At 65.4% G+C, this 18,530-nt stretch carries 16 protein-coding genes; 8 read left to right on the forward strand and 8 right to left on the reverse strand.

Annotated elements, in window-relative coordinates; all coding sequences use genetic code 11:
* The first annotated feature begins 100 nt into the window (after window positions 1-100).
* The gene (locus OKW26_RS27835) at window positions 101-1,027 is read left to right on the forward strand and encodes a DMT family transporter (RefSeq protein ID WP_429355818.1); all 927 of its coding nucleotides are present in this window, start codon (window positions 101-103) and stop codon (window positions 1,025-1,027) included.
* Between the two features lie 170 nt (window positions 1,028-1,197).
* Here OKW26_RS27835 and bamC read toward each other — a convergent pair whose 3' ends face one another.
* Entirely contained in the window at window positions 1,198-2,433 is a 1,236-nt protein-coding gene (gene bamC, locus OKW26_RS27840) for an outer membrane protein assembly factor BamC (RefSeq protein WP_429355819.1), read from the reverse strand.
* A 399-nt stretch (window positions 2,434-2,832) separates the two neighbouring features.
* Between bamC and OKW26_RS27845 the strand changes: the two genes are divergently transcribed.
* Both OKW26_RS27845 and OKW26_RS27850 read left to right on the forward strand, forming a co-directional pair.
* Entirely contained in the window at window positions 2,833-3,297 is a 465-nt protein-coding gene (locus OKW26_RS27845; RefSeq protein WP_429355820.1) for a DUF2844 domain-containing protein, read from the forward strand.
* A gap of 69 nt (window positions 3,298-3,366) precedes the next feature.
* Window positions 3,367-4,635 (forward strand): DUF3443 domain-containing protein, encoded by a 1,269-nt coding sequence (locus OKW26_RS27850; protein WP_429355821.1) that lies wholly within the window; start codon window positions 3,367-3,369, stop codon window positions 4,633-4,635.
* Between the two features lie 49 nt (window positions 4,636-4,684).
* Here the strand turns inward: OKW26_RS27850 and OKW26_RS27855 are convergent, their stop codons facing one another.
* A complete protein-coding gene (locus OKW26_RS27855; protein ID WP_429355822.1) occupies window positions 4,685-5,128 on the reverse strand; it encodes a hypothetical protein in 444 nt (147 codons plus the stop codon).
* Window positions 5,129-5,334: 206 nt separating this feature from the next.
* Here OKW26_RS27855 and OKW26_RS27860 point away from each other — a divergent pair, with 206 nt between their 5' ends.
* Window positions 5,335-5,961 carry a cadmium resistance transporter gene (locus tag OKW26_RS27860; protein ID WP_429355823.1) on the forward strand — a complete coding sequence of 209 codons (627 nt, stop codon included), beginning with the start codon at window positions 5,335-5,337 and terminating at the stop codon, window positions 5,959-5,961.
* Between the two features lie 99 nt (window positions 5,962-6,060).
* Here OKW26_RS27860 and OKW26_RS27865 read toward each other — a convergent pair whose 3' ends face one another.
* Complete coding sequence (locus OKW26_RS27865) at window positions 6,061-6,393, reverse strand: hypothetical protein (protein ID WP_090800949.1); 333 nt, start codon at window positions 6,391-6,393, stop codon at window positions 6,061-6,063.
* Window positions 6,394-6,790: 397 nt separating this feature from the next.
* Here OKW26_RS27865 and leuA point away from each other — a divergent pair, with 397 nt between their 5' ends.
* Entirely contained in the window at window positions 6,791-8,497 is a 1,707-nt protein-coding gene (leuA, locus tag OKW26_RS27870; RefSeq protein ID WP_429355824.1) for a 2-isopropylmalate synthase, read from the forward strand.
* A gap of 130 nt (window positions 8,498-8,627) precedes the next feature.
* On the opposite strand, the gene OKW26_RS27875 is transcribed toward leuA, so the two are convergent.
* The 5 genes from OKW26_RS27875 to OKW26_RS27895 form a co-directional block, all read right to left on the reverse strand.
* The gene (locus tag OKW26_RS27875; protein WP_429355825.1) at window positions 8,628-9,407 is read right to left on the reverse strand and encodes an amino acid ABC transporter substrate-binding protein; all 780 of its coding nucleotides are present in this window, start codon (window positions 9,405-9,407) and stop codon (window positions 8,628-8,630) included.
* A gap of 278 nt (window positions 9,408-9,685) precedes the next feature.
* Window positions 9,686-10,924: a benzoyl-CoA 2,3-epoxidase subunit BoxA gene (boxA, locus tag OKW26_RS27880; RefSeq protein WP_429355826.1), complete on the reverse strand. Its 1,239-nt coding sequence runs from the start codon at window positions 10,922-10,924 to the stop codon at window positions 9,686-9,688.
* A 16-nt stretch (window positions 10,925-10,940) separates the two neighbouring features.
* The gene (boxB, locus tag OKW26_RS27885) at window positions 10,941-12,368 is read right to left on the reverse strand and encodes a benzoyl-CoA 2,3-epoxidase subunit BoxB (protein ID WP_429355827.1); all 1,428 of its coding nucleotides are present in this window, start codon (window positions 12,366-12,368) and stop codon (window positions 10,941-10,943) included.
* Window positions 12,369-12,466: 98 nt separating this feature from the next.
* Window positions 12,467-14,146 carry a 2,3-epoxybenzoyl-CoA dihydrolase gene (gene boxC, locus OKW26_RS27890; RefSeq protein WP_429355828.1) on the reverse strand — a complete coding sequence of 560 codons (1,680 nt, stop codon included), beginning with the start codon at window positions 14,144-14,146 and terminating at the stop codon, window positions 12,467-12,469.
* A gap of 114 nt (window positions 14,147-14,260) precedes the next feature.
* Window positions 14,261-15,259, reverse strand: coding sequence for a helix-turn-helix transcriptional regulator (locus OKW26_RS27895; RefSeq protein WP_429355829.1), 999 nt, complete (start codon window positions 15,257-15,259; stop codon window positions 14,261-14,263).
* Between the two features lie 223 nt (window positions 15,260-15,482).
* Between OKW26_RS27895 and OKW26_RS27900 the strand changes: the two genes are divergently transcribed.
* The 3 genes from OKW26_RS27900 to OKW26_RS27910 are packed head-to-tail and all read left to right on the forward strand — an operon-like array spanning window position 15,483 to window position 18,471.
* Window positions 15,483-15,950 (forward strand): DUF4863 family protein, encoded by a 468-nt coding sequence (locus OKW26_RS27900; RefSeq protein ID WP_429355830.1) that lies wholly within the window; start codon window positions 15,483-15,485, stop codon window positions 15,948-15,950.
* Between the two features lie 59 nt (window positions 15,951-16,009).
* Window positions 16,010-17,599: a benzoate-CoA ligase family protein gene (locus OKW26_RS27905; RefSeq protein ID WP_429355831.1), complete on the forward strand. Its 1,590-nt coding sequence runs from the start codon at window positions 16,010-16,012 to the stop codon at window positions 17,597-17,599.
* Between the two features lie 11 nt (window positions 17,600-17,610).
* Window positions 17,611-18,471 (forward strand): alpha/beta fold hydrolase, encoded by an 861-nt coding sequence (locus OKW26_RS27910; protein ID WP_429355832.1) that lies wholly within the window; start codon window positions 17,611-17,613, stop codon window positions 18,469-18,471.
* Window positions 18,472-18,530: the final 59 nt, after the last annotated feature.

An 18,530-nucleotide genomic window follows, 5' to 3' on the forward strand; every position in this document is an offset into this window, starting at 1 on the left:
TCCCGGATCTTGCCGTTTCATCCTGTACTGAAACGATTCGCGCGATCGCACTGTTACGATGAGCTGGCGTCCCGACTCAACTGCGCGCGGCGCCATTCCAATGAAAACCAGAAACCTGCTGCAACTGCTGATCCTCGCTGCCCTATGGGGCGCATCGTTCCTGTTCATCCGCGTCGGCGTGACCGACTTCGGCGTCGCGCCGCTGATGGCGCTGCGCGTCGGCATCGGCGCGCTCTTTCTCGCGATCGTGCTGATCGCGCGACGGCCGCTGCAACAGTCCGCCACCGTGTTGCGCACGCACGCAGTGCCGCTGCTCGTGGTCGGTATCGTCAATTCGGCGGCACCGTTCTGCCTGTTCGCGTATGCCGAGCTGACACTGTCGGCGGGCGTCACGTCGGTGATCAATGCGTGCGCGCCGCTGTGGGGCGCGCTGGTCGGCTTCCTGTGGCTGCGCGACCGGCTCAGCGCACTGCGCACGCTCGGTCTCGTGGTCGGCTTTCTCGGCGTGCTGATGCTCGTGTGGGATCAGATCGCAGCGCCGGCCGGCTCGGCCGCCTCGCCGCTGAGCGTCGCGCTTGCGGCCGGCGCCGCGCTCGGCGCTACGCTGCTCTACGGCATTGCCGCCAACTACACGAAGCGTCATCTGACTGGCGTCGACGCGCTGACCGTCGCGACCGGCACGATGATCGGCGCGACGATCGTGCTGCTGCCGCTCGCGGTCATCTACTGGCCCGCCGCGCCGATCTCGCTGCGCGCGTGGGGCGCGGTGATCGCGCTCGGCGTCGCCTGTACCGGCATCGCGTACATGCTGTTCTTCCATCTGATCGCGGTCGCCGGGCCGACGCGCGCGATCACCGTGACCTTCGTGATTCCGATCTTCGGCATTCTGTGGGGCGCGTTGTTTCTCGGCGAGACGGTGTCACCCGGCATGCTCGAAGGGTGCGCGGTGATTCTGGTCGGCACCGCGTTGGGGACCGGCGTAGTCAAGCGCTTGCCGTGGATGGGGACGCGGCGCGCGGATACCTGAGCGCACGGAGTCAATCGGCAACCGCGCCGGGTCGCGGCTTGCCGATCCGGTCACGTTACATCGGCTCACGCGCGCGCCGTTCGCGCGTCAAATGCATAGTCAAAAAAAACCGCCCGGATTTCTCCGGGCGGTTTCGTCGTACCGGCGGCGTCGGCCGCGAGGCTCTCGTATCAGTGCAGCTGGTCGGCCATCAGGCTCATGATCTGCTTGGCCTGTGAGCTTTCGTCGAGCTGACCCTTGTCGTCGACCACGGCCACGCGGGTCTGATTCGGCGTCACGGCGCGCACGTTCACGCGATACTGCCTGGCGACCTTCTCCTTCTTGCCGTGGAAGACCTGGCTCCAGAAGCCCTGCTCGGCCGACGACATATCCTTCGGATCGACGTAGCGCACGAAATAGAGGCCGCGGCTCATGTCGCGATCGTCGACCGTGAAATTGCTGCGATCGAGTGCGAGGCCCACGCGCAGCCACGCGCGGTCATACGGCTCGCCGAGCGTGAGTTCGGTCGATGAGAGCTGCGCCGACGTGTTGTTGGCCGAATCCGCGTCCGGCATAGGCGGTTGCGCCGCGAGCGCGACGTTCTGCGCGACAACGGCGGCCGTCGCCGACTTCGCACCCGCCGTCGCCGCGTTCGGCGCGATCTGCGTGCCCGCGGGCGACAGCTCGGCGTTCTGTGTGCCACCCGCGTTGCTACCCGAATCGGCCCGCGCGAGCGAGACCATCAGGCGCTTCAGGTATTCCTGCTCGAGCGCCGGGTCGTTCGGCTTGGGTTGCCACTGGGTCGACTCGTTGTTCGTACCGGTGATCGCCTCACGCATGCCTTTCTGGCTGACGAACACATAGGTGCCGCCGTTCGGCGCCGCTTCGAGACGCGTGCGGAACTTGTTGCGCTCCGAACTCACGTAGCTGTTGCCCATCGCCTTCGACAGCGTGTTGCGGATAAAGCCGTCGTTGATCTGCGCGTGGGTTTCGTTCCAGTCGGTTTCCATCACGCCCTTGTCGCGCTGGTCGACGACGAGCAGGAAGCCCTGCTCCTGCCAGAAGCGGCGGATTTGCGGCCAGGCCTGATCGGGCGTTTTGTTGTCGATCACGAGCCAGCTCTCGGTGCCGTCGCGCTGGATGTGGATGCCCTGGACGGGCGGCACGACCGCGACCGCGTCGCCGGCCGGCGCCTGTGCCTGCACCTGTTTCAGCGTGGACAGCGAGGTTTCGCCGCCCTGCGGCGGCAGCGAACGCTGATCGGCCGTCTCGTCGATCATGTTCGGCGGTACGGCAAGCGATACCTGCTTCGAACGGGAGTCGCTCCTATAGTCGATTTTGGTCGGCGACGAGGTGCCGCAGCCGGCGACCAGCCCGCCTGCCATGAGCATTACTGCAAACCGCTTGGTGAGACGAAAATCAGTCATGTTCGGGGAATCCTTCCGCTACGCCACGGCAAGTTTCCGTGGATCAACCCAACATTTTACCGGTCCCGGCAAGGCCTGTGCAAAAACTGGGGTTTGCCCGCGAATCGCCGCATGCCACGGCTACGAAGCGACCACGGGGAAAAAGTCCGCGCCCATCATGCTATTTGCCTTCTTATGAGGTAAATTTAACACTAAATAACACTTTCGAGTTGACCTTGGGACTATTCCCAAGTCTTTGCCGGAGGCCCGCCGAATAAGGGCTTCCGGTCTGCATGCGGCTTGTTTTTAAACATGGCGCGCGGTCCTGTCCGCCGCGATGTGCAAAGACCAGAAAAAAACCAGCGCCAGATTAATCGAGTTATCTCAATAAAAAATCCGGCGCCAAACGAGGAAGGCCTCATGTCCCAGTCCTGTCTCAATCCATCCGCGATCGCCTCGGCGATCGCCCTCGTCGCGTGCTGCGCGAGCTTCGGCGCGCATGCCGAATTGGGCGGCACGATGCCGAGCCAGGCGGTGTCGGGCGCGAGCGCGCCGCGCACGCTGCTCAATGGCGCACTGCGCGAGCGCACGTGGACCGACGCTGGCAATACGACCATCAACGAATACGCGACCAGCACCGGCCTGATCGTCGCCTACGCGTGGCAAGGCCCGACGATGCCGGATCTGCACGCGCTACTCGGCAAATACGGCGACTCTTACAAGACAGGCGCCGCGGCGGCGGCCGGCAGCGGCAATCTGCATTCGTCGCGAGTCACGCGCGCCGACGTGATCGTCGAGTCCGGCGGACCGATGCGCGGCTACGTCGGCCGCGCGTGGCTGCCGGCGGCTTTGCCCGCCGGCGTCACCTCCGACGACATCCAGTAACGCGTGCGCCCCGCACGCGTCGCTCGCGCCCCCTTCACGCCTGAGTTCCACCCGACGGATCGCCACGCCATGAAATCCGCCTTGCGTTTCCATGCCCTGCTTCTGATCGTCTGCGCGGCCCTCGTCGGCTGCGGCGGCGGAGGCGGCAGTTCCTCGTCCAGCTCGTCCGGCTCGGGCTCGACGCCGTCCGCGACCGCGCCGAGCTCGTCGACCAGTTCCACGAGCGCGTCGAACACGACGCAGAGCGCGAACGTGCCGCAATCGACCACGCCCAACGTCCAACTGGTCACGGTCGGCGTATCGCCCGGCAGTACGCGCAACATGCTGACGACGAGCGTCACCGTCTGCCAGGCCGGCACCAGCAACTGCGCGACGATCGACGACATCCAGGTCGACACCGGCTCGAACGGCCTGCGCATCCTCGCATCGGCGCTGCCGACGACCCTGTCGCTGCCGACCATCGCCGCGGGCGGCGGCGTGAGCGCCGAATGCGCGGTGTTCGGCAGCGGTTATGCGTGGGGCTCGATCCGCAACGCGGACGTACGCATGGCTGGCCAACAGGCGTCATCGATTCCGATCCAGGTAATCGCCGACAGTGCGCTGCCCGCCGCACCCACCGACTGCGCGAACTCCGGCGCGTCGCTGCTGACGGTGTCGAGCCTGCACTCGAACGGGATCCTCGGCGTGGGCCTGTTCCCGGTCGACTGCGGCAACGGCTGCTCGAACTCCACATTGCCGCGCTGGTACTACAGCTGCACGACGAGCGGCTGCACCGCAACCGCGCAGCCGCTCGCACAGCAGGTGACCAACCCGGTCAGCAGCTTCCCGCTCGACAACAACGGCGTCGTGATCGAGCTGCCGGCCGTCGCCGATGCGGGCGCGGCCAGCGTGTCGGGCTCGTTGATCTTCGGCATCGGCACCCAGACGAACAACACGCTGACGAGCCCGAACGTCCTGAAGGCGAACGCCGCGACCGGCTACGTGACGACGAACTCGGGCGGTCAGACCTATGCGGTGAGCTATCTCGACAGCGGCTCGAACGGCCTGTTCTTCCACTCGACGCAGTTCCCGTTGTGCGGCTTGTGGTACTGCCCGACTTCGACGCAGTCGGCGAGCGCGTCGATCACCGGCATCGATGGCGTGTCGAGCACGGTGTCATTCGACATAGCCAATTCGAGCACGCTGTTCTCATCGTCGAACAACGCGTTCGACAATCTCGCCGGCAATTCGAGTCAGGGCTTCGGCTGGGGCTTGCCGTTCTTTTACGGCAAACGCATTTACACGGCGATTGCGGCGCGCAATACGTCGGCCGGCCAGGGGCCGTATTACGCGTTCTGAGGTTGATTGGGTTGGATGCGCAGCGATGGCGCGAGACGCGGACGGGAACTCAGCCCGCCGCGCTGGCGGGTTGCGCAGCCGGCGCGGCCAGCTTTGCCGGCGCGAGCCAGCGGAATACGTCCAGCTCTTCGCCGTGGAACGTGCACTCGGCGGCGGCCGGCGTGCTGACCCTCTTCGGCTCGGCCTGCTTCGCGGCCTCGTTGACGTCCATCGCCGCTTGCGATGCCGATGCCGCGAGCGGCGCGGAGACCGCCGCCTCGGACGCGCTTACCCGATGCTCGATCGTCCCCTCCACCACGACGCGCGAGCCGCGAATCGCGGCCCCGCGATGCGTGACCCGCAGCGTATCCGACGACATCCCCGACGGCGCCTCGGCCAGCTTGCTGCGCATCAATTGTTCGCATGCGCCCGAGTTGCGGGTACCGATCGTGCAGGCCGCCAGCAGCGCCACGGCGCTCGCGACACAGGCGATAGAGAGAAGGCGAATCTTCATCGATGTTCCGTTGTTCCAAGCCTCGGTCATTGTAGCTTACGACCCCGTCGCCCGGCTTCGCGGCCGCCTGCCGCTTGACCTTGACCCAGCGCATCGGCATTGTGTTGACCGGTCGCGCCCTCGATGGCGCAGCCGGCAGCCCGGTTGCCCACATTGCGCGGCGAATTCAAAACGACTCTACCCCCGGTAACGATCTCGGCTTCTTCATGCTCAGCCTCGTCCTGCTCGCGATCGTCGCCTACGCCGCGACCAATATCGACAACCTGTTCGTGCTGCTCGGCTTTCTGACCGAAACGGGCGTGGAGCGGCGCCGCGTGGTCGCGGGACAGTACGCGGGCTCTTTGATCCTCGTCGCCGCGGCGCTCGTGCTCGCGTCCTTGCTCACGCGCCTGCCGGCCGGTTATGTGGGCCTGCTCGGCTTGCTGCCGATCGTCGTCGGCCTGCACAAGGCCTGGCAGCGCTTCGGTCCCGGCCACGCGCGGCGCAACGCCAGCGAAGATAGCGAGGACAGCCACGCAAGCGCCCCGCCATCCGTTCGCGGCTCATCGAGCTGGACCGTCGCGAGCGTCGCCATCGCCAACGGCTCGGACAACCTCGCCGTCTACGTGCCGCTGTACGCGAGTCGTACGCCCGCCGAGAACGCGCTGGTTTCGCTCGTGTTCGTCGTGATGATCGGGCTCTGGTGCGCGGGCGCGGCATGGCTGGTCGACCACCCGTTGCTCGGCGCGCCGATCCGGCGCTACGGCTCGGCGCTGCTGCCGCTGATCCTCGTCACGATAGGCGTATCGGTGATGGTGAACAGCGATACGTTGCGACTTTGGTCCCGCGCGTGATCAACGCGGGGCGTCGACGAAGACTGCGCGGCACGCAACGGCTTCGGCTTGCCGCCTTCAGCGTCGTAGTCTTCGTCTGCCGATCCTGCTTCGCCAGTCTCAATTCGCCGGCTGGGGCGGTTGCACGTAAGTACGCACGCCCGCCAGCGGCGCGCCATAGCCGCCCGCGCTCGCGTTGTTCGGCAAGCCGTTGACCAGTTGCGCACGCGGATCGGTCGGATTCAGATTCAGCTCGCCCGCCTGCTGGTTGCCATGCGTCGGATACTCGCTGCCGCGCGCCGCCTGCGGCATCAGACCTGTACTGTTCTGCGGCGCGTTCATGTCGTTCTGCGCGCTGAGCCCCTGCGCGCCGGCCTGCCCGACGAACCCACATGCCAACGCCGCGCACGCGCAGATCCTCGCGAGGCCGGATATCTTCGCTACCCTTTTCATGTTCACCTCCTGCTCTGTGAATTGACGACGCCTCGTGAGCTCACCCCTGAATCGAGTGCCGCGCGAGCGTCCCACGGCACCTTTCATGCGAGCCGCCGCTCGCCCCCTTCTGCAGCCGAGCAGGCCGCGGCCCACTCCACCTCGGCCCTTGACGCTTTCTCAATAATATGTTCCCATTGCGCACTATGTACCGCGCCCAGACCACCCTATCGCTACTACTAGCCCGCTCTACCGGGCTAGGTCTGCTGCTGCGCGCGTCCGCTTCTCTCTGATACACCGAAGCATCGCTTGAATCCCCAGTAACTGACCCAGCCCCGGTTTCCGACCGGCGGCCCAGTATCGCGTTTTCGTCGTCCGGTCGACACCCATTCCACGGTCTCTCCCCCGGATGATGAAAATGTTGAAAAACCCTGCTACCAAGTACCGTTCGTTCAAGCCGATCAATTTGACGGATCGCCAGTGGCCGTCGCGCACCATCACGCGCGCGCCGATCTGGATGAGCACCGATCTGCGCGACGGCAACCAGGCGCTGTTCGAGCCGATGAACGCCGAGCGCAAGATGCGCATGTTCAAGACGCTGGTGCAGATCGGCTTCAAGGAAATCGAAGTCGCGTTTCCGTCGGCGTCGCAGACCGATTTCAACTTCGTGCGCGAGCTGATCGAGGGCGGCCATATTCCCGACGACGTGACGATCGAAGTGCTCACGCAGGCGCGCGACGATCTGATCGAGCGTACTTTCGAATCGTTGCGCGGCGCCCCGCGCGCGATCGTCCATCTGTACAACGCGACCGCGCCGGAATTCCGCAAGATCGTGTTCGGCCTCGAAAAGAGCGGCGTGATCGAACTCGCGCAGAAGGCCGCGCGCACGATGAAACGCCTCGCCGACGCGCAACCGGACACGCACTTCACGCTGCAATACAGCCCGGAAGTGTTCAGCGGCACCGAACTCGAATTCGCGAAGGAAGTCTGCGACGCGGTGTTCGACATCTGGCAACCGACGCCCGAGCACAAGGCGATCGTCAATCTGCCGGCCACCGTCGAAATGGCCACGCCGAACGTCTACGCCGACCAGATCGAATGGATGCACCGCAATCTCGCGCGTCGCGACTCGCTGATCGTCTCCGTCCACCCGCATAACGACCGCGGCACGGCCGTCGCGGCCGCGGAGCTCGCGGTGATGGCGGGCGCGGATCGCGTCGAAGGTTGTCTGTTCGGCAACGGCGAGCGCACCGGCAACGTCGACCTCGTCACGCTCGCGTTGAACCTGTACACGCAGGGCGTCGACCCCGAGCTCGATTTCTCGAACATCAACGAAGTCGCGCGCACGGCCGAGGAATGCACGCAGTTGCCGGTGCATCCGCGTCATCCATATGTCGGCGATCTCGTCTTCACCGCGTTCTCGGGCTCGCACCAGGACGCGATCAAGAAGGGCTTCGCCGCGCAGAAGCCGGACGCGATCTGGGAAGTGCCGTACATGCCGATCGATCCGAGCGACCTCGGCCGAACCTACGACTCCGTGATTCGCGTGAACAGCCAGTCGGGCAAGGGCGGTATCGCGTACCTGCTCGAGCAGAGCTACGGCGTCGTGTTGCCGCGCCGTCTGCAGGTCGATTTCAGCTCGGCCGTGCAGCGTTTCACCGACCAGAGCGGCCAGGAAGTCACGCCCGCGCAGATCTGGGAACTGTTCCAGCAGGAATACGTGCGCACGGCCGAGCCGGTCCGCTATATCAGCCACAGCCTGTCCGAGCATGACGGCCGCGAGCACATCAAGCTCAACGTCGAAATCAACGGCACGCCGCGCGTGCTGGGCGGCGCCGGCAACGGCCCGCTCGACGCGCTGATGCACGCCTTCGACGTGCCCGTGCGCATCCAGCACTACGAGGAACGCGCGCTCACGCAGGGCGCCGATGCGCGCGCGATCGCGATCGCCGAAATGGCCGGCACCGATGTGGCCGGCAGCGCGTTCGGCGTCGGTGTCGATGCGAACCTGATCACCGCGTCGATCCGCGCGGTGATCAGCGGCGTGAACCGCGCGTATGCACGCGTGAACACGGATGCCCAGGAGCGCTTCTTCGACGCCGCGCTGAGCGACGCGACGGTGTGAGGCCAGCGTCTGCCGCGTTGAACGTGCGGCACGCCGCATGTTCGACGGGCTGACGACAACGAAGAAGGGGCGTTTCGACGCCCCTTCTTTTTTAATGTGGATTTATCCGCGTCAACGTTTCGGCCGACGGTCAATGAAACACGTCCCGGCCGAAGTACTTCAGCGAAATCCGCTGATACGTACCGTCTTTTCTCATGCCGGCGAGCGCGTCGTCGATCGCCAGGCGCAGCTTCGGATTGCCCTTGCGGATCAGTACGGCCGACTTGTCGCTGCTATCGGGCGACGTATCGACCGCGACGACCTTGATCCTCGCCTCGGGCTCGCGCTTCCTGTAGTCGAGAAACGACAATGAATCGTTGACGGTCGCGTCGACGCGGCCCGCGACGAGCAGCTCGATCGATTCGTCGAAGCCCTGCGCCGGAATCACCTGCGCGCCGTGCGCGGCCGCGATCCTGCCGACGTTGCTGGTCAGCGTATTGGCCGATTTGCGGCCCTTCAGGTCGTCGAAAGATTTGATCGTCGTGTTCTCCGATGCGACGATCAGCACCGCGTGCGACGTGATGTACGGGTCCGAGTAATCGTATTTGAGCTTGCGCTCGTCGGTGATCGCGACCTCGTTGATCACCGCGTCGTAGCGATTGACGTCGAGACCGGCGACCAGTCCTTCCCATTTGCCTTCGATGAATTGCGGCTTGACGCCGAGACGCTGCGCGATCGCGCTCCCAAGCTCGACGTCGAAGCCGGTCAGCCTGCCCGCGTCGTCGTGGTAGGTGAACGGGGCGTACGTACCTTCGGTGCCGATCCGGAACACGCCCGATGCCTTGATCCGCGCGAGATCGTCGGCACCAGCCGGATGCGCGAGTGCTGCCTGCAACAGCGCAATCATCGCAAGTGAACGAATCGGCTTCATCGGACGGCTCCGTCTGAGTGCCTGCGCAGGTGGCGGACCGCCGCGTTTGGCGGGGAATGCCGGCGTGCGGCCGGCTGTGTGGGCCGACTGTAGCAAACCGTCCGCGATTTTCAAAGCGCTTCGCGCGCGGTGCGTCGATCCGCACAGGTCAGCCGCGGCGCTCTTTCGTCAAGCATATGGCGCAGGCAAAAAGGCCCCGCAAGCGCTCATGCTTTCACGAGCCTTTGCGGAGCCTTTTCGCGCAGCTTTCGGTGTGGGTCGGCGTGTCGGCGCGCCGCTCAGTACGTCTCCAGATGCAGCCGCCCTTCCCGCTTCAGCTTCGCCCACAACGCTTCCCAATCGAGCTGATGCTGCTCGCCGATATCCTTGAGCGCCTGCAGCACACCGTCCTCCATGCCCTTGAGGCCGCACACGTAGATATAGGTGTTGTCGTCCTTCAGCAGGTTCGCGACGTCGGCCGAACGTTCGCGCATTGCGTCCTGCACGTAGCGCTTCGCCTGTCCCGGGGTGCGCGAAAACGCGAGCGTGGTGTCGATGAAATCCTTCGGCAGATTCGTCAGCGGTCCAAAGTACGGCAGCTCCTCCTTGGTACGCGCGCCGAAGAACAGCATCAGCTTGCCGGTCGCGCCTTTGAGGCGCTTGCGGCGGCGATACTCGGTCATCGCGCGCATCGGCGCGGAACCGGTGCCCGTGCAGATCATCAGCAGATGCGAGTTCGAATGATTCGGCATCAGGAAGGTGCTGCCGAACGGACCGATCACGTTGACCACGTCGCCCTTCTTCAGATCGCACAGATAGTTAGAGCACACGCCGTCGATCGCGTCGCCGTGCTGCTGCGACACCCGCTTCACCGTCAGCGACACGTTGTTATAGCCGGGCCGCTCGCCATCGCGCGGACTCGCGATCGAGTACTGGCGCGCGTGATGCACGCGGCCGTCGGCAGCAGCTCCCGGCGGCAGAATGCCGATCGACTGGCCTTCGAGCACCGGAAACGGCATCGAGCCGAAATCGAGCACGATGTGATGGATGTCGCTCGACGTCGCGCTGTCGGTGAGCCGGTAGTTGCCGACCACCGTCGCGGTGGTCGGCGCCTTATGCGTATAGAGATTCACGTACGGCTTCGCGGCCGACCACGGCGGCACGAGCGCGCCGCGCACGGTATCCACTTCGATGCCGTCTGCTTCGGCGGCGCTGTCGCCCGCGGTGGACGCGGCCACCGGTTCTTCAGCCGGCACCGCCATCGTGTTCTGCTCCGGCAACACGTCCCACGTAAACTGCTCGTCGATCGAATACGCGTCGGCCTTCAGCACGGTGCGCCAGTTGTCGATCGCGCCGGTCGGGCACGGCGGCACGCAGGCCATGCAGCCGTTGCAGACGTCGGCCTTCACGACGTAGTTGTTGGCGTCGTGCGTGATCGCATCGACCGGACAGGTCTCTTCGCAGGTATTGCAGCGAATGCAGATCTCCGGATCGATCAGATGCTGCCGCAGAACTTCGACCGATACTGGCCCGTTCATGACTTCCTCGCCTGCTTCAGTTGAAGCGCACGTATTCGAAATCGACCGGCTGACGGTTCACGCCCATCGCGGGCGGCGCGATCCAGTTCGCGAACTTGCCCGGCTCGGCGACGCAGCCCATCAGCGAGGCGACGAACGCGCGGTCTTCCGGCGTGGCGAGCCAGTTCGCTTCGTTGGCGGCCCATTCGGCTTCGCTGAGCACGCGGCCGTCCGGCGACACCCGCGTGCCGGCGAACGTGCCGATCTGCCGGTTGAACGCCTTGTGCGGCACCGTCATGCGAAAGTCGACGCCGGCCTTCTCGAGCACCTTGTTCCAGCGCCCAACGCCCGCAACCGAGTCCTTGATGTAATCGTCGCGCAGCACTTCGTTCATCGCGTTGAGCATCGGCACTTCGCGCTCGACGAGCTTGCCGTCCCGCACGTCGAGCAGCTTGTAAGCATGCTCGTTCAGGCGATGATCGTCGTCGCGCTTGCCTTCCTCGTAGCGGCCCTTCAGACCCGAGCTATAGAACGTCGCCGCGTTCGACGAATGATCGGCGCCGAACAGGTCGATCGTGACCGAGTAATGGAAGTTCAGATAGCGCTGGATGGTCGGCAGATCGATCGCGCCGGCCGCGCGGATCTTCGCGACGTCGTCGGTGCCGAGTTCGTTCATCACCTGAGCGGTGCGCTGGATCACGCGCGACACGCCCGATTCGCCGACGAACATGTGATGCGCTTCCTCGGTCAGCATGAACTTCGTCGTGCGCGCGAGCGGATCGAAGCCCGACTCCGCGAGCGCCGACAACTGGAACTTGCCGTCGCGGTCGGTGAAGTACGTGAACATGTAGAACGCGAGCCAGTCCGGCGTTTTCTCGTTGAACGCGCCGAGAATGCGCGGGTTGTCCTCGTCGCCGGAGCGGCGGCCGAGCAAGGCTTCGGCTTCCTCTCGACCGTCGCGGCCGAAGTAGCGATGCAGCAGGTACACCATCGCCCACAAGTGGCGGCCTTCCTCGACGTTGACCTGGAACAGGTTGCGCAGATCGTACAGCGACGGCGCGGTCAAACCGAGGTGACGCTGCTGCTCGACCGAGGCCGGTTCCGTATCGCCCTGCGTGACGATGATGCGGCGCAGGTTCGCGCGATGCTCGCCGGGCACGTCCTGCCACGCGACTTCGCCCTTGTGCTCGCCGAAGTGGATCGTGCGATCCTGCTCGCCCGGCGTGAGGAAAATGCCCCAGCGGTACTCGGGCATCTTCACGTAGTCGAAGTGCGCCCAGCCGCCCGCATCGACGCTGACCGCGGTGCGCAGATACACGTCGTACCCGTGCGAGCCTTCCGGGCCCATGTCGCCCCACCATGACAGAAAGTTCGGCTGCCATTGTTCGAGCGCGCGTTGCAGCGCGCGGTCGTCGGCGAGGTTGACGTTGTTCGGAATCTTTTCGCTGTAGTTGATCGAGGACATGGTCGGTTCCCTGGGTCAATTCCCTGTTCGGAAGCTGCAGTGGCGAGAGGCGCGTATCGGCAGGCGGCGTCGTTTAGTCGGAGTGAGCGCGGCGCATCTCACACGCGCGACACATCGAATTGCGCCTTGCTGCCCTTGCCGTACACCTTGAGCGCACCCTTCTCGCCCACTGCGTTCGGCCGGTTGAAGATCCAGTTCTGCCAGGCGGTGAGACGGCCGAAAATGCGCGTCTCCATCGTCTCCGGCCCATTGAAGCGCAGATTCGCTTCGAGGCCGGTCAAGGCATCGGGCGACATCGCCGCGCGTTCTTCGAGCGCGATGCGGATTTCGTCGGCCCAATCGATATCGTCAGGCGACGCGGTGACGAGACCGAGGCGCTCCGCGTCGAGCGCCTTGACCGGCTGGCCGATCAGCGCGCGCGCCGCGTCGAGCGGCTCGGCTTCCTCGTAGAAGCGCCGCGCGAGCCGCGACTGATGCGTCACCATCGGATACAGGCCGAAGTTGACTTCCGACAGCGTGATCGCCGGCTCCTCGTCCTCGTTGTCGGGCAGCGCGGCCATGTAGGTGCGATCGGCGGCGAACGCGAGTTCCGCGAACGTGCCGGCGAAGCATGAACCCGGCTCGATCAGCGTGAAGATGGAGCGCGACGACACGTCGAGGCGCGCGAGCGTGCGGCGCAGCATGCCGATCGTTTCGCGCACGAACCAGTGATTCCGGTGCTGCAGCAGCGTCGCGTCGACCGCGAGCAGGTGGCGCGCGTCGCCTTCGGTCTTGAACACCCAGGTGCCGATGTCGAGCGCGTTGGTGCGCATCGAGAGGATCGCGTCGTCGAGTTCGCGCGCGAATTGCAGCGGCCACCAGTTGGCGCCGGCCGCGGCGATCGCGGCGAGGTCGGTCGGTTGCTCGGTGCGCGGCGCGCGCGCGGTGAAGGTCGCCATACGTTTCGCGCGATCGATCGTGACGTCGACCGTCTGATAGCTGAGGCCAGCTTCGCGATCCGTGCGTTCGATGCGCGCGAGCGCGACGCCCGGCGCCCCGGCCGGACGATCGCTGTGCGCGCCGAGTTCGAGCGCGCGCGCCTGAATGGCCTGCTCGAACTGGTTCGGTTTCACGACTTCGTCGACGAGACGCCAGGCCTTCGCGCGTTCGCCGCGCACGCCCTCGACCACCGTGCAGAAGATATCCGCGCGATCGTGGCGCACCTTGCGCTTGTCGGTCACGCGCGTGAGTCCGCCGGTGCCGGGCAGCACGCCGAGCAGCGGCACTTCCGGCAGCGACACCGAAGAGGAACGATCGTCGATCAGATAGATTTCATCGCAGGCGAGCGCGAGTTCATAACCGCCGCCCGCGCACGCGCCGTTCACCGCGGCGAGAAACTTCAGCCCCGAATGGCGCGACGAATCTTCGAGCCCGTTGCGCGTTTCGTTCGTGAATTTGCAGAAGTTGACCTTCCACGCGTGCGATGACAGCCCCAGCATGAAGATATTCGCGCCCGAGCAGAACACCCGGTCCTTCAGGCTCGTCACCACCACCGTGCGGACTTCCGGATGCTCGAAGCGAATGCGCTGAATCGCGTCGTGCAGTTCGATGTCGACGCCGAGATCATACGAATTGAGCTTCAGCTTGTAGCCGTCGCGAATGCCGCCGTCCTCGGCGACGTCGAGGCCGAGCGTCGCGACCGGACCGTTGAAGCTGAGCTTCCAATGCTTGTACTGCGACGGGTCGGTGCGATAGTCGACCGGCGCGGCCTGAGCAATGGCGGCGGGTGCTGTGGACATGGGGCGTCTCCTGACTGGACGATGCAATCTGTTTTTTGAACAATAGTGCATCGTCATACCAGCGTAAAGCACTTTAGTGCATTTTTACGGGGAAACCCTGGTGCCCGCGATCGGTCAGTTCACGCGCGCCTCGTCGGGGGCTTCCGCCGCGAGCCGCGCGGCGAGACGGTCGCGCAACTGCAGGTACGCATCGGCGAGCGTCTTTTCGCTGGTGTCGAACGACATGTCCGCGCGTCCGTATAGCTCGGCGCGCCCGGCGAGGATGCGCTTCAGGTCGTCCATCGCCTCGCGGTTGCCGGACATCGGCCGCAGATCGCCTTGCGCGACGACGCGGCGCATATGCTCCTCGGGCGTCGCCTGCAACCACACGGTGAAGCAGTGCGACAGCAGCACGTTGAACGTGCCCGATTCCGACACGAGCCCGCCCGGCGACGCGATCACCGCGTGCGGATGCTCGTGGATCACGGCCTCGAGCGCGCGTTGCTCGTAGCGTCGATACGCGCTCGCGCCGTACAGCGAATGAATCTCTGACGGCGGACAGCCCGCGAGCTGTTCGATCACGCGCGTGAGCTCGATGAACGGCACCTTGCGCTCCTGCGCGAGCATGCGCCCGAGCGTCGACTTACCCGCGCCGCGCAGGCCGATCAGCGCGATGCGGTCCTTGCGGTGCGGGTCGCGCGGCGCCTGCGCGAACATCTCGGCGAGCGCGATGCGCGCGCGCTGCAGTGCCGCCTGGTCGCGCCCCTGCAGCAGCTCGCGGATCAGCAGCCATTCGGCGGACGCGGTGGTTTCGTCGCCGATCACCTCGGCGAGCGGGCAGTTCAGCGTGGCCGCGAGCTGCCGCAGCACCAGCACCGACGCATTGCCGACGCCCGATTCGAGGTTCGCCAGATGTCGCTCCGACAAACCGGTTTCGGCCGCCAGCGTCTTGCGCGTCATGCCGCGGCGCGCGCGCAGCAAACGCACACGCTCGCCCATCGCGGTCAGGAACGGATCGCGTTCTTCGCGCTCGCCGCCACGTTCGGCCGTGCGTTCACCCGCGCGCTCGGTGCGTTCGGCGCGGGCCGCGTCGTCGGTTTCGTCCAACGGTGCGGGAGGGTACTTTTGATTCATGTTTTGCGACCTCGTGACTACGATACATGTACTATAGTGCTTGACACGCACCAGGTGAACGGTTTAATTTTCGCCAAAAGCTGATCCAATCACAAACACAGTCGCGCGCCGCCTTGGCATTCCGGCCGCGTCACGGAGACGGCGCCGCAATACGCATGCACCCAAGTTCCGGCGGCCGGCGACCCGGCGGCCGGCCTGCGTGAGCGCGCTTCTGGAGGCTCGCATGTCCCCACAGGAATTCCGGCGCCTGATCGCAGGCGTCACTGGGCAACTCGCCGGGCGGCCGCTGGACGCCGCGCTCGCCGACTGGCTGAACGACACCTGGCCTGCCGGCAGCCCCACCTTTCACGAACTCGCGAACGCATGCCGCAGCGGCGTCGCCGAAGGCTGGCTGTGCAACCGCGAGGCCGGCGGCATCCGCTACGGCCGCATGTTCAAGGCGCTGCCCGACACGCACGGCTTTTCCGTCGACGTCGTCGACATGCAGGACATTGCCGGTCCGCACCACGTCCATCCGCACGGCGAGATCGATCTGATCATGCCCCTCACCGACGGCGCGACGTTCGACGGCCATCCGGGCGGCTGGTGCGTGTACGGCCCCGGCTCGGCGCATCGTCCGACCGTCGCGAACGGCCGGGCGCTGGTGCTGTATCTGCTGCCGCAAGGGGCGATCGAATTCACGCGCGCGTGAGCCGCGAGCAGATCACGATCACACAAGAGCCGGACCGTGTCCACGGATGGAGGAGACATATGGAAGCCCTGCTGGAAACGAGCGCGCGCGAGCCGGTTGCGCCGCCGCCCCCGCTGTTCAACTTCGCGAGGCATCTGTTCCAGTTGAACGAAGCGCGCGCGAGCAAAGTCGCCTATATCGACGACTACGGCGCGATGACCTACGGCGAACTCGAACAGCGCGCGCGGCGCTGCGCCAGCGCACTGCGTGCGCTCGGCGTGCATCCCGAGGAACGCGTGCTGCTCGTGATGCTCGACACCGTATCGCTGCCGGTCGCATTTCTCGGCGCGCTTTACGCCGGCATCGTGCCGGTCGTCGCGAACACCTTGCTGAGCGCCGCCGACTATACGTACATGCTGACGCACAGCCACGCGCGAGCGGTGATCGTATCGGAACCGTTGCTACCTAACGTGACGGAGGCGCTGAGCAGCATCGACGACGACGGCTGCCAACCGATCGTCTCGCAGCCTCACGCCTCTACCGAAGCGCCGCTCGCGGCGCCCCGCTTCGAAACGCTGGTCGACACCGCACTACCCGCCGGCAAAGGCTGTGCAAGCAACGCGGACGACATCGCGTTCTGGCTCTATTCGTCGGGCTCGACCGGCAAGCCGAAAGGCACCGTCCATACGCACGCGAATCTGTACTGGACCGCCGAGCTGTATGCGAAGCCGGTGCTCGGCATCGTCGAGAGCGACGTGGTGTTTTCGGCGGCGAAACTGTTCTTTGCATATGGGCTCGGCAACGCGCTGACGTTTCCGCTGTCGGTCGGCGCGACCGCGATCCTGATGGCCGAGCGCCCGACCGCCGAGGCGATTTTCGCGCGCCTCGTCCGGCATCGCCCGACCGTGTTCTACGGCGTGCCGACCTTGTACGCGAACATGCTGGTGTCGCCCAACCTGCCCGCGCGCGCCGACGTCGCGATCCGCGTGTGCGCGTCGGCCGGCGAGGCGTTGCCACGCGACGTCGGCGAACGCTTCACCGCGCACTTCGGCGCCGAGATTCTCGATGGCATCGGCTCGACGGAAATGCTGCACATCTTCCTGTCGAATCGCGCGGGAGAAGTCGAATACGGCACGACCGGGCGCCCCGTGCCGGGCTACGAAGTCGAGTTGCGCGACGAAGCCGGGCGGCCGGTGCCCGATGGCGAAGTCGGCGATCTGTTCATCAAGGGGCCGAGCGCGGCGCTGATGTACTGGAGCAATCGCGAGAAAACGCGCGCGACGTTTCTCGGCGAATGGATCAGAAGCGGCGACAAATATCGGCGTCTCGCGAACGGCTGCTATGTCTACGCGGGCCGCAGCGACGACATGCTGAAAGTGAGCGGCCAATATGTGTCGCCGGTCGAGGTCGAGATGGTGCTCGTCGCGCATCCGGCGGTGCTCGAAGCGGCGGTGGTCGGCGTCGATCATGGCGGGCTCGTGAAAACGCGCGCGTTCGTCGTGCTCAAGCGCGACTTCATGCCGTCCGACCTGCTCGCTGAGGAACTGAAGACCTTCGTCAAGGAACGGCTCGCGCCGCACAAGTACCCGCGCGATATCGTGTTCACCGACGATCTGCCGAAGACCGCCACCGGCAAGATTCAACGCTTCAAGCTACGCGAACAGTCATAGGTGATTCATTGATGCAGAACCGAGGTACCGCCCCTGCCACTTCCTCCGCGGTTGCCGCCAGCCGCTTTGCCGCACTGCCGGCGAGCGCGTCGCATGGACCGCTGCGCATCGAGTACCGCTGGGTCAACGAGCAGGCGAATGCTCAGCAGGACGATTCGCCGATGGCGGTATTCCTGCACGAAGGTCTCGGCTCGATCGCGATGTGGCGCGACTGGCCGCAGACGTTGTGCGCGCGACTCGGCATGCGCGGGCTCGTCTATTCGCGGCCAGGCTACGGACTCTCGACAGCGCGTGCGCCTGACGACAAATGGCCGGTCGATTTCATGACCGCACAGGCGCGCGACATCCTCCCCACCCTGCTCGACGCGCTCGATATCGACCTGCGGCAACGCCAACGCATGTGGGTGATCGGTCATAGCGACGGCGGCTCGATCGCGTTGCTGTATGCGGCGCTGTACCCCGATGCGCTCGCGGGCGCGGTCGTGATCGCGCCGCACGTATTCGTCGAAGACATCTCGGTGCAAAGCATCGCCCAAACGAAGCAGCTTTACGAAACCACCGATCTTCGCGCGAAGCTCGCCCGCTATCACGCGGACGTCGATTCCGCGTTCTACGGCTGGAACGATATCTGGCTCGACCCTGCGTTCAGGCGGTGGTCGATCGTCGAGGCGCTCGCGCCGATCCGTCGACCGCTACTCGCGATCCAGGGCAACGACGACAACTACGGCACGATGGCGCAGATCGACACGATCGCCGCGCGCGTGCCGCACGCCCAATTCGTGAAGCTCGACGCATGCGGACACTCGCCGCATCGCGACGCGCCCGCCGCACTCAACGACGCCATCGCGGCGTTCGTGCGCGCACAACGATAAGCGGCGCCCGTCTGTTACCGATACTTCATAAAAATTACACGGATCGGCGATTATGCTGC

Source organism: Paraburkholderia sp. 32, from assembly GCF_050435345.1.
Taxonomy (GTDB): domain Bacteria; phylum Pseudomonadota; class Gammaproteobacteria; order Burkholderiales; family Burkholderiaceae; genus Paraburkholderia; species Paraburkholderia tuberum.